This window comes from Streptomyces sp. bgisy159 (assembly GCF_057707805.1).
The window spans coordinates 29712-40860 of record NZ_JBYIQX010000025.1 but is presented as its reverse complement, the minus strand read 5'-3'; the positions used below and the strand labels follow the sequence as shown (position 1 = coordinate 40860).

8 protein-coding genes are annotated in these 11149 nt (G+C 72.5%); 3 read left to right on the top strand and 5 right to left on the bottom strand.

What is annotated here, in order from left to right; translation table 11 throughout:
• Positions 1-51 precede the first annotated feature (51 nt).
• Positions 52-333, top strand: a complete 282-nt coding sequence (locus AC3ET3_RS23030; protein ID WP_435612805.1) for an HPr family phosphocarrier protein — start codon at positions 52-54, stop codon at positions 331-333.
• A 246-nt stretch (positions 334-579) separates the two neighbouring features.
• Here AC3ET3_RS23030 and AC3ET3_RS23025 read toward each other — a convergent pair whose 3' ends face one another.
• The 4 genes from AC3ET3_RS23025 to AC3ET3_RS23010 all read right to left on the bottom strand — a co-directional run bounded on the left by AC3ET3_RS23025 (position 580) and on the right by AC3ET3_RS23010 (position 5532).
• Complete coding sequence (locus tag AC3ET3_RS23025; protein ID WP_432136324.1) at positions 580-1272, bottom strand: GntR family transcriptional regulator; 693 nt, start codon at positions 1270-1272, stop codon at positions 580-582.
• 236 nt (positions 1273-1508) lie between these two features.
• Positions 1509-2249, bottom strand: a complete 741-nt coding sequence (locus AC3ET3_RS23020; RefSeq protein ID WP_432136323.1) for a M23 family metallopeptidase — start codon at positions 2247-2249, stop codon at positions 1509-1511.
• Between the two features lie 497 nt (positions 2250-2746).
• The gene (locus AC3ET3_RS23015) at positions 2747-4135 is read right to left on the bottom strand and encodes a M16 family metallopeptidase (RefSeq protein WP_432136322.1); all 1389 of its coding nucleotides are present in this window, start codon (positions 4133-4135) and stop codon (positions 2747-2749) included.
• The gene (locus AC3ET3_RS23010; protein ID WP_432136321.1) at positions 4132-5532 is read right to left on the bottom strand and encodes a M16 family metallopeptidase; all 1401 of its coding nucleotides are present in this window, start codon (positions 5530-5532) and stop codon (positions 4132-4134) included. Before AC3ET3_RS23010 ends, AC3ET3_RS23015 begins: the two co-directional genes overlap by 4 nt.
• A 267-nt stretch (positions 5533-5799) precedes the next feature.
• Between AC3ET3_RS23010 and AC3ET3_RS23005 the strand changes: the two genes are divergently transcribed.
• A complete protein-coding gene (locus AC3ET3_RS23005) occupies positions 5800-8259 on the top strand; it encodes a DNA gyrase/topoisomerase IV subunit A (RefSeq protein WP_432136320.1) in 2460 nt (819 codons plus the stop codon).
• A 197-nt stretch (positions 8260-8456) separates the two neighbouring features.
• On the opposite strand, the gene AC3ET3_RS23000 is transcribed toward AC3ET3_RS23005, so the two are convergent.
• Positions 8457-9515: a CobW family GTP-binding protein gene (locus AC3ET3_RS23000; protein WP_435612804.1), complete on the bottom strand. Its 1059-nt coding sequence runs from the start codon at positions 9513-9515 to the stop codon at positions 8457-8459.
• A 236-nt stretch (positions 9516-9751) separates the two neighbouring features.
• Here AC3ET3_RS23000 and AC3ET3_RS22995 point away from each other — a divergent pair, with 236 nt between their 5' ends.
• A complete protein-coding gene (locus AC3ET3_RS22995) occupies positions 9752-11017 on the top strand; it encodes a citrate/2-methylcitrate synthase (RefSeq protein WP_435612803.1) in 1266 nt (421 codons plus the stop codon).
• Positions 11018-11149 lie beyond the last annotated feature (132 nt).

The following is an 11149-nucleotide window of genomic DNA, read 5'->3' as shown; positions in this document are numbered from 1 at the left end:
GATGTGGAACACTGGTCTAGACAACCCTGAGAAACTGAAGGGCAGCATCACATGGCTGAGCGCCGCGTCAACGTCGGCTGGGCCGAGGGCCTCCACGCCCGCCCCGCTTCCATCTTCGTCCAGGCCGCCACGGCCGCAGGGGTCCCCGTGACGATCGCCAAGGCCGACGGCACCCCCGTCAACGCGGCCTCCATGCTGGCCGTGCTCGGCCTGGGCGCCCAGGGCGGCGAGGAGATCGTCCTCACCTCCGACGCCGAGGGCGCGGACGCGGCCCTCGACCGTCTGGCGAAGCTGGTCTCCGAGGGGCTGGAGGAGCTTCCCGAGACCGTCTGAGTCCGCCCGGGCACCGTTCCCGGCGTCTCACGCGACACCTGTCGCAGCGCGCGAAGCCGCGTCGCCCTGTCCGGCGGCGCGGCTTCGCCGTTTTCCGTACGGTCGGATGAAATCCGGGGCGCATGCTTCAAGACCTGGCCGCACGGGCACGCGAAAAGGGCGCGACCGTGAATTCACGGGGCGCACCGAAAAGGCAGCGGGAATACCCGCCCACCGAATATCTCTTCTTTGTATACGGTGCTCGTGTTAATGCCGCAGGCCGGGGATGTTTACGGCATGTTGCGAAGTCCTCACACGGTCCGCGCGGTCACCGCCCGGAAAGCGCAGCCGGTGCGCCGGGTGGGTGCGCTCGGTGTGCAGCGCCGTGAGCGCCCGCGCCCGCTCCCCGTCGCCGCGCGCCACCGCGTCCACGATCGCACCGTGCTCCGCCCAGGAGTCCACCGGACTGGCCGGCGCCTCCACCGTGTACATCCAGGCGATCTTGTGGCGCAGCTGGGTGAGCGTCGAGGTCAGGGCGTGGCTGCCGGTGGCCTGGGCGAGCGTCTCGTGGAACCAGCCGCCCAGGGAGCGCAGATCGTCGCTGCTGCCGCGCCTGGCGCGCTCCTGGCCCAGCCGGACGAGGCCGCGCAGGACCTTCAGGTGCGCCTCGGTGCGCCGCTGGGCGGCCCGGGAGGCACCGAACGGCTCCAGGAGCATCCGCATCTCCAGCAGATCGGCGGCCTCCTGCTCGGTCGGTTCCGCCACGCACGCTCCCGCGTGGCGCCGGGTGACGACGAACCCCTCCGCCTCCAGGGTGCGCAGTGCCTCGCGCACGGGGACGCGCGAGACGCCGTAGCGGCGGGCCAGGACTTCCTCGGTGAGCCGGCTGCCGCGCTCGTGGACACCCGCGACGATGTCGTCCCGGATGGCCGTGCACACCGAGTGCGCCGGAATGCGCATGACCGACCTCCGCATTAATCCCCGTGAAACGTCGACGATTGACGTGTGGTGAGCGACTCTAATGCAATGGACGGCAATATCCGATGGCAGCCCGGAATCCAGGGATATTTTTTGGACAACAGGCCCCGTGAAACGGCGAAAGCCCCGGCTCGATGAGCCGGGGCCGTACGTCCTGTCGTGCGTCTCGGACGGTCCGTGCTGTCGTGCGTCTCGGACGGTCCGGCCGGTCGTGGTCGTCAGACAGCGACGCCGTGCTTGCGGAGATAGGCGACGGGGTCGATGTCCGAGCCGTACTCGGGGGTGGTGCGGGCCTCGAAGTGGAGGTGCGGTCCGGTGACGTTGCCCGTGGCGCCGGACAGGCCGATCCGCCGGCCCGGGGCGACCTGCTCGCCGACCGCCACGCCGATGGACGACAGGTGGCCGTACTGGGTGTACGTGCCGTCGTTCATCCGGATCACGACCTGGTAGCCGTAGGCGCCGCCCCAGCCCGCCTCCACGACGGTCCCGAGGCCGACCGCGTGGACGGGTGTGCCGCTCGCGGCGTGGAAGTCGATGCCGGTGTGGCTGCCCGAGGACCACAGGGAGCCGCCGGAGCGGTAACCCGTGGAGACGTAGGAGCCGTTGACCGGCGACACGAAGGCGTTCAGGCGCCGGCGCTCGGCCTCACGGGCGGCGCGCGCCGCGGCTTCCCGCTCGGCCTTGGCCTTGGCCGCCGCCTTCTGGCGGGCCACCTCGGCCTCGGCGGCCTGCCACTGGGCCGTGGCCTGGTCGTCGATCTGCTCGGCGACATCGTCGTTGACCGTGAGGACGGGGGTCAGCCCGGTCTGCTCGGCGGAGGTCTCCGCGGCGAGCGCGGGGGTGGTCACGGTGGCCATGACGCCGGTGGTGGTGAGCGCCGCGATGCCCGCCGCGCGGGCGGTGGTGCGCTGCATCCGGCTGGGGCGACGGTGCTTCCCGGTGGCGCAGTTGAACGCCATATGGTCGAGCGGTCCTTTCCTTCCGTCTCGCCTACCGGGTTAGCGGTGGGGGTACCCCCAGGCCCTTCGGGCACAGGGGGAGGGTTCGGAGCAGGAAGGTCTCCTACGGGCCCCTCGCGACACGCGCGGGCGCCCGATGCACCCCAGGGACGACTGCGTTGGGTCCCCGGCTCCCCTGGCTCGCGCCGTACGGGGACTCGGCGATGACTGTCCGGTGCCGCGGGTGCGGCGCACTGCCTGACGAACAGCCCGGACGACGCTAGAGGCGGTGACCTTCGATTCCCAAACGGATGCGGACTTTTGTAGCGCATGCCACAGGGCAGACGGGCAACCTCTCCCCCAATTCGGACATCCGGACCTCTGGTATCCGAACTCCGGGCATCCGCCCCTCGGATATCCGGAGCTCGGGTGTCAGGACGGCGTGGGGCCCTGGTGTCGTCTCCGCCGCCAGGGCCCCCGCACACGCGCGTACGGCGGTGTCGCCGCTCGGCAGGGAGCTACTCGGCGGGCACGACCTTCACCGCGCCGATTCCCAGGGCCTCCACCGGCTCCTTGATCTGCGCGGCGTCGCCCACGAGGACGGTCACCAGCCGGTCCACCGGGAAGGCGCTCACGGCCGCCGCGGTGGCCTCGACCGTGCCGGTGGCGGCGAGCTGCCGGTAGAGCGTCGCCTGGTAGTCGTCGGGCAGGTGCTGCTCGACCTGGTCGGCGAGCGTGCCCGCGACGGCGGCGGCGGTCTCGTACTTCAGCGGGGCCACCCCGACGAGGTTCTGCACGGCCACGTCGCGCTCGGCGTCGGTGAGGCCGCCCGCTGCGAGGGTGCGCAGCACCGTCCACAGGTCGGCGAGGGCCGGTCCGGTGTTCGGGGTGTCGACCGAGCCGCTGATGGCGAGCATGGCGGCACCGGAACCGTCGGGCGCGGAGCGCAGCACCTGGGCGAAGGAGCGCACCCCGTACGTGTAGCCCTTCTCCTCGCGCAGCACACGGTCCAGGCGCGAGGTGAGGGTGCCGCCCAGGCAGTACGTGCCGAGCACCTGGGCGGGCCACACCCGGTCGTGCCGGTCGGGGCCGACCCGGCCGATGAGCAACTGGGTCTGCACGGCACCGGGACGGTCCACGATGATCACGCGGCCGGTGTCGTCCGCGGTCACCGGTGGCACCGGCCGGGGCTCGCCGGCCGAGCCGGTCCAGGTGCCCAGGGTGTCACCGAGGAGCCCGGCGAGGTCGACCCCGGTGAGGTCGCCGACCACGACGGCCGTGGCCGTGGCGGGCCGGACGTGCCGCTCGTAGAAGGCGCGGACCGCGGACGAGTCGATCGCCTCGACGGTCTCGGCGGTGCCCTGCCGGGGCCGGGACATGCGCGCGGTCGCCGGGAACAGCTCCCTGGACAGCTCCTTGGCGGCCCGCCGGGAGGGGTTGGCCAGCTCGTGCGGGATCTCGTCGAGGCGGTTGCGCACCAGGCGCTCGACCTCGCTGTCGGCGAAGGCGGGCGCCCTGAGGGCGTCGGAGAGCAGCCCGAGCGCCTTGTGCAGCCGGGAGACCGGCACTTCCAGGCTGAGGCGGACGCCCGGGTGGTCGGCGTGCGCGTCGAGGGTCGCCCCGCAGCGTTCCAGTTCGGCGGCGAACTCCTCGGCGGAGTACTTGTCGGTGCCCTCGGAGAAGGCCCGCGCCATGATCGTGGCGACGCCGTCGAGGCCGGCCGGCTCGGCGTCCAGCGGCGCGTCGAGGAGGACCTCGACGGCGACGAGCTGCTGGCCGGGGCGGTGGCAGTGCAGGACGGTCAGGCCGTTGCCGAGCGCGGTGCGCTCCGGGGCCGGGAACGCCCACGGCCTGGCCTCGCCGGCCTGGGGCCGGGGGTGGAAGTCCATCGTGGCGAGCTCGGTCACTTGGCGCTCTCCTGGGTCTCGTCGGCTTCCACGGTGGCCGCGGACTCCGGGTCTTCGGTGCCCGCGACGTCCTCGGCGGTCTCGACGTGCTGCGGGGCGAGCGGCTCGTAGACGAGTACCGCGCGGTTGTCGGGGCGCAGGCGGGCCTGGGCGACCTCCCGCACCTCCTGCGGGGTGATCTCCAGCACGCGCCGGACAGCGGTCAGGGCGAGCTGCGGGTCGCCGAACAGCACCGCGTACCGGCACAGTTCGTCGGCGCGGCCGGCGACCGTGCCGAGCCGGTCCAGCCATTCGCGCTCCAGCTGGGCCTGGGCGCGCTCCATCTCCTCGGCGGTGGGGCCCTCCTCGGCGAACCGGGCCAGCTCCTCGTCGACGGCGGCCTCGATCACCGGGACCTCGACGTCGCCGGAGGTCTTCACGTCCAGCCAGCCCAGCGAGGGCGCGCCGGCCAGGCGGAGCAGGCCGAAGCCGGCCGCGACGGCGCTGCGGTCGCGGCGCACCAGCCGGTTGTACAGGCGGGAGGACTCGCCGCCGCCGAGGACGGTCAGGGCGAGGTCGGCCGCGTCGCACGCGCGCGTGCCGTCGTGCGGCAGCCGGTAGGCGGCCATCAGGGCGCGCGCGGGCACCTCCTCCTCGACGACCTCGCGCAGCTGCTCGCCGATGACCTCGGGCAGCGAGCCGTCGCGCGGGGCGGGCTTGCCGTCGTGCGCGGGGATGGAACCGAAGTACTTCTCGATCCAGGCGAGGGTCTGCTCGGGGTCGATGTCGCCGACGACGGACAGGACGGCGTTGTTGGGCGCGTAGTACGTACGGAAAAAGGCGCGCGCGTCCTCCAGGGTCGCCGCGTCCAGGTCGGCCATCGAACCGATCGGCGTGTGGTGGTAGGGGTGGCCGTCGGGGTAGACCAGGGCGGTCAGCTTCTCGAAGGCGGTGCCGTAGGGGACGTTGTCGTAGCGCTGGCGGCGCTCGTTCTTGACGACGTCGCGCTGGTTCTCCATGGACTCGTCGTCCAGGGCGGCCAGCAGGGAGCCCATGCGGTCGGCCTCCAGCCAGAGGGCGAGCTCCAGCTGGTGGGCCGGCATGGTCTCGAAGTAGTTGGTCCGCTCGAAGCTGGTGGTCCCGTTGAGCGAGCCGCCGGCGCCCTGCACCAGCTCGAAGTGTCCGTTGCCCGTCACCTGGGCGGAGCCCTGGAACATCAGGTGCTCGAAGAGGTGAGCCAGACCGGTACGCCCCTTGACTTCGTGGCGCGAGCCGACGTCGTACCAGAGGCACACCGCGGCGACCGGGGTCAGGTGGTCCTCGGAGAGCACCACGCGCAGGCCGTTGGCCAGGCGGTGCTCGGTCGCTGTCAGGCCCCCGGAGCCTGCCTGGGCTGTGGCCGTGTGACCCATGGGCATGTACGTCCCTTCGATCGCGGACGCGGTCGTCGAACCGCGGATTTCCTGCCGGTCCTGTCACTGTATGCAACCGTGCGGACAGTCGGCGAAGTTCCCGCCGGACGTACGCCGAAAGCGGATCGCGTAGCCTTCAGGCAGCCGCGGGGAGGTGATCCCGCGTGCGGGACCGGGGCGGTCGCGATCGGGTCCGTGCCCGTCCTGTCAGTGCCACGGTCCACAATGGTCCGCGTCAGATCCCGTCACGCTTCAGCAAGGAGCCAGGCAGCGATGGCCCGCCGCAGCACGAAGACCCCGCCGCCCGACGACTCGTACGAGGAGAAGATCCTCGACATCGACGTCGTCGACGAGATGCAGGGCTCCTTCCTTGAGTACGCGTACTCGGTCATCTACTCCCGCGCCCTGCCGGACGCCCGGGACGGGCTCAAGCCCGTCCACCGCCGCATCGTCTACCAGATGAACGAGATGGGGCTGCGCCCCGACCGCGGCTATGTGAAGTGCGCGCGCGTGGTCGGCGAGGTCATGGGCAAGCTGCACCCGCACGGCGACGCGTCGATCTACGACGCGCTGGTGCGGATGGCGCAGCCCTTCTCCATGCGGGTGCCGCTCGTCGACGGCCACGGCAACTTCGGTTCCCTGGGCAACGACGACCCGCCGGCCGCCATGCGGTACACCGAGTGTCGCCAGGCCGCCGCCACCAGTCTGATGACGGAGTCGATCGACGAGGACACCGTCGACTTCGCGCCGAACTACGACGGCCAGGAGCGGGAACCGGTGGCGCTGCCCGCCGCGTTCCCGAACCTGCTGGTCAACGGCTCGTCCGGGATCGCCGTCGGCATGGCGACGAACATGCCGCCGCACAACCTGGGCGAGGTCATCGCCGCCGCCCGCCATCTGATCCGCTACCCGAACGCGGATCTCGACGCGCTGATGCGGCACATCCCCGGCCCCGACCTGCCCACCGGCGGCCGGATCGTCGGCCTGTCCGGCATCCGTGACGCCTACGAGACGGGCCGCGGCACGTTCAAGATCCGCGCCACGGTGTCGATCGACAACGTGACCGCGCGCCGCAAGGGCCTGGTGGTCACCGAACTGCCCTTCGCCGTCGGCCCCGAGAAGGTCATCGCCAAGATCAAGGACCTGGTCGGGTCCAAGAAGATCCAGGGCATCGCCGACGTCAAGGACCTCACCGACCGCGAGCACGGCCTGCGTCTGGTCATCGAGATCAAGAACGGCTTCGTCCCCGAGGCGGTCCTGGAACAGCTCTACAAGCTGACGCCCATGGAGGAGTCCTTCGGCATCAACAACGTGGCGCTGGTGGACGGCCAGCCGCTCACGCTGGGTCTGAAGGAGCTGCTGGAGGTCTACCTCGACCACCGCTTCGACGTGGTGCGCCGCCGCAGCGAGTTCCGCCGCGGCAAGCGCCGCGACCGGCTGCACCTGGTGGAGGGCCTGCTGACCGCCCTCGTCGACATCGACGAGGTGATCCGGCTGATCCGCTCCAGCGAGAACAGCGCGCAGGCCAAGGAGCGCCTGATGGAGCGCTTCTCCCTGTCGGACGTGCAGACCCAGTACATCCTGGACACACCGCTGCGCCGCCTGACCAAGTACGACCGCATCGAGCTGGAGGCGGAGAAGGACAGACTCACCGAGGAGATCGCCGAGCTGACCCGGATCCTGGAGTCGGACGCGGAGCTGCGCAAGCTGGTCTCGGCGGAACTGGCTTCGGTGGCCAAGAAGTTCGCCACCGAGCGGCGCACGGTCCTGCTGGAGTCCTCCGGCGCAACGGCCGCCGCGGTGCCGCTCCAGGTCGCCGACGACCCGTGCCGGGTACTGCTCTCCTCGACGGGCCTGCTGGCGCGTACGGCGACCGGCGAGCCCTTCACGGTGGACGAGGGCGCCCGGCGGACCAAGCACGACGTGATCGTCTCGGCGGTGCCGGCGACCGCGCGCGGCGAGGTCGGCGTGGTCACCTCGTCGGGCCGGCTGCTGCGGGTCGACGTCGTCGACCTGCCGCAGCTGCCGGAGACCGCGGCGGCACCGAACCTGTCGGGCGGCGCTCCCCTGGCGGAGTTCATGTCTCTGGAGGGCGACGAGACGGTGGTCTGTCTGACCACGCTCGACGAGTCGTCGCCGGGTCTGGCGCTGGGCACCGAGCAGGGCGTGGTGAAGCGGGTGGTGCCCGACTACCCGGCCAACAAGGACGCGCTGGAGGTGATCACCCTCAAGGAGGGCGACCGGATCGTCGGCGCGGTGGAGCTGCGCACCGGCGAGGAGGATCTGGTCTTCATCACGGACGACGCACAACTGCTGCGCTACCAGGCGGCGCAGGTGCGTCCGCAGGGCCGCCCGGCGGGCGGTATGGCGGGCATCAAGCTCGCCGACGGCGCGAAGGTCATCTCGTTCACGGCGGTCGATCCGGCGGCCGACGCGGTGGTGTTCACGGTGGCCGGCTCGCGCGGCACGCTGGACGACTCCGTGCAGACCACGGCCAAGCTGACCCCGTTCGACCAGTACCCGCGCAAGGGGCGGGCCACCGGCGGTGTGCGCTGCCAGCGGTTCCTGAAGGGCGAGGACTGCCTGGCCCTCGCCTGGGCGGGTGCGACGCCGGCGCGCGCCGCGCAGAAGAACGGCACCCCGGCCGAGCTGCCGGAGATCGACCCGCGCCGTGACGGCTCGGGCGTGTCGCTGCCGAAGACGGTGTCCGTGGTGGCGGGGCCGGTCTCCTGACCGGACCCGTTGCCGACATCCCGTGGCCCGTGGCCCGCGCCTCGTCCGGAGGGGCGGGCCACACGGCGTCCGGCCAGGGGCATCGCCGGGTGAGGTTCCGGTGCACACCGGGGGTACGCGGACGGCCCGGCGGCTGAGCGCCGGGCCCTGCGTCGCGGTGCGGGAGGGGTGCGCGCGGGACCCCTCCGCCCGGCTCTTCAGGCCGGCCGTTCCCTGGGCTCGTCCTCGGGGTCGCGTACGTAGCGCAGGATGCCCCACATGGCGTGCTCGTCGGCGTGCGGGGCGTCGGCCTCGCACGCCCGCAGTTCCTCGGCGAGCGCGTCGGTGCGGATGTCGGAGCCGATGAGGACCAGTTGGGTGGAGGGCGCCTCGGCACCCGGCCACGGCTCGGGGTAGAAGCGCAGGAAGCGTCCGACGGCGTGCACGGCGTACCGGTTGCGGATGTCGTGCGGCCCGAAGTCGACGTAGCCCTTGATCCGGTACAGCCCGTCGGGCCGGCTGTCGAGGAATCCCATCAGCCGGCGCGGGTCGAGGGGCCGCCCGGACACGAAGGACAGGCTGTCGTACCCGGTGTGGAGATGCCCGGCGTGGCTGTCCTCGGTGTGTTCGTGCAGGTCGTCGAAGGAGAGCTGGCCGACGCGCTCCTCGGCCGGCCGGCAGTCGAACAGGAACTCGGGGTCGATCCGGCCGTAAGTGGCGGGGACGACGGCCGCGCCGTCGGCCAGGGACCGCACGAGGGCGAGGATCCGCTCGCCGTCCGCCGCCCGGTCGAGTTTGTTGACGACCACCAGGTCGGCGAGCGCGAGGTGCCGGTCGATCTCGGGGTGCCGGGAACGGGTCGCGTCGAACTCGGCGGCGTCGACGACCTCGACCAGCCCGCCGTAGACGACACCGGGGTGCTCGCTGGCCAGGAGCATGCGGACGAGTTCCTGCGGCTCGGCCAGTCCGCTGGCCTCGACGACGATGATGTCGATCCCGGAGGAGGGGCGGGCCAGCCGCTCCAGGTAGACGTCCAGCTCGGTGGCATCGACTGCGCAGCACAGACAGCCGTTGCCGAGGGAGACGGTGGAGTCGCCGAGAGCGCCGGCGACGGCCATGGCGTCGATCTCGATCGCGCCGAAGTCGTTGACGATGGCGCCGATCCGGCTTCCGCCGCTGCGGTGGAGCAGATGGTTGAGCAGGGTCGTCTTGCCGGAACCGAGGAATCCGGCGAGCACGACGACCGGGATCTGCTGCGGGCTGTGGCGCTGCGCCAACGTGCGACCTCTCTCCCCCTGCGCGTACGCCGGCCCACGGCCGGGCGCACGACCGCTGAATTCCGTGCCGACCCAGGATAGGAGCCGGCCGTGGAGGCACCACGCGGTGGACGGTCGTCGGCCGCGCTTGCACAGGGAACGGTCGTCAGCCGCGCTTGCGCGGCCGACGACGGCCAGGGGCGCGAGCGGCCCGTGGGCGGGAGTCCACGCCGGTGTCCTGTGGATACCGTGACCCCATGCGTGATCAGGAATCCGGCCCCGGCCACCCCGAACGTCGGCTGACCACCAAGGAGGCCGCCGAACTGCTCGGCGTGAAGCCCGAGACCGTGTACGCGTACGTCAGCCGCGGGCAGCTCAGCAGCCGCCGGGTGCCCGGCGGCCGGGCCTCCACCTTCGACGCCGGTGAGGTGGCGGCGCTGGCCCGGCGCAACCGGCGGGAGAGTGCGGCGCCCGCGGGCTCCGGCGGCGAGCTGTCCGTGCGCACCCGCGTCACCCTGATCGACCAGGACCGGTACTACTACCGGGGCGTCGACGCGACCGAGCTGGCGACCCGTCACTCCTACGAGGAGGTCGCGGAGTGGCTGTGGACCGACAGGCTGCGGCAGGGCGCCGCCTTCACCGCTCCCGAGGCCGCCGTGGCGGTGGCCCGCCGTGCCGTCGAGGCACTGCCCGGCCACACCGGCCCCATCGACCGGCTGCGGGTCGCCGCCATCGCCGCCGGGGCGGCAGACCCGCTGCGTTTCGACCTCTCCGAGCGCGCGGTGCTCGGTACCGCGCGGGCCCTCATCCCCACCCTGGTGGCAGCGCTGCCGCCGCAGGGTTCCGTTCCCCGGGACGACGGGGGCCCGCTGGCCCGGCGGCTGTGGGGGCGGCTCAGTGGCCGCCCCGCCGACGAGGCTTCGCTGCGCGTCCTGGACACGGCCCTCGGCCTGCTCGTCGACCACGACCTGGCCGCTTCGACGCTCGCCGTCCGGGTGGCCGCGTCGGCCAGGGCGCACGCCTATGCGGCGGTCTCCGCCGGACTGGGCGTCATCGAGGGCCCCCTGCACGGGGCGGCCGGCGGCCTGGCGCACCGGATGCTGCTGGAGGTCCTCGACCGGGGCGACGCGGCCCCCGTGATCGCGGAGGAGCTCCGGGCCGGACGGCGCATCCCGGGTCTGGGCCACCACCTCTACCGGGGTGAGGATCCACGCGCGCGTAGGCTGTTCGCCCTCCTGGCGGAGATCCCGCGGGCCGAGCCCGCCCTCGCCGCGGCGCGGGACGTCGTCGCCACGACCGCCCGCCACGCCCCGTTGCACGCCAACGTGGACCTGGCGCTCGCCGTGCTGACCGCGTCGTCGGGCATGCCGTCGACGGCGAGCGAGACGATCTTCGCCGTCGCCCGCACGGCCGGCTGGATCGCCCACGCTCTGGAGGAGTACGGGGAGCGGCCCCTGCGGATGCGACCGAGCGGGCACTACGTCGGTCCGCGGCCACCGCGGCCGCTGCCGTCGCCGGAGTAGTCCGCGCACGGCCGTTCCTTTGCGGGGCCGGGCGCGCCGTGCGCCGGGGACGGGTCGCACCACCGAGGGAGCCGGGCCGCGCGGAGGAGGACACACCGCCCTCGGGGCGCCACCACGCGCCAAGTCAGGTTA

Bases quoted from the DNA above. Each gene is read 5' to 3' on its own strand.
- AC3ET3_RS23010 (WP_432136321.1), bottom strand. From the start codon at position 5,532: ATGCCCATGGGTCACACGGCCACAGCCCAGGCAGGCTCCGGGGGCCTG.
- AC3ET3_RS23005 (WP_432136320.1), top strand. From the start codon at position 5,800: ATGGCCCGCCGCAGCACGAAGACCCCGCCGCCCGACGACTCGTACGAG.
- AC3ET3_RS23020 (WP_432136323.1), bottom strand. From the start codon at position 2,249: ATGGCGTTCAACTGCGCCACCGGGAAGCACCGTCGCCCCAGCCGGATG.
- AC3ET3_RS23025 (WP_432136324.1), bottom strand. From the start codon at position 1,272: ATGCGCATTCCGGCGCACTCGGTGTGCACGGCCATCCGGGACGACATC.
- AC3ET3_RS22995 (WP_435612803.1), top strand. From the start codon at position 9,752: ATGCGTGATCAGGAATCCGGCCCCGGCCACCCCGAACGTCGGCTGACC.
- AC3ET3_RS23030 (WP_435612805.1), top strand. From the start codon at position 52: ATGGCTGAGCGCCGCGTCAACGTCGGCTGGGCCGAGGGCCTCCACGCC.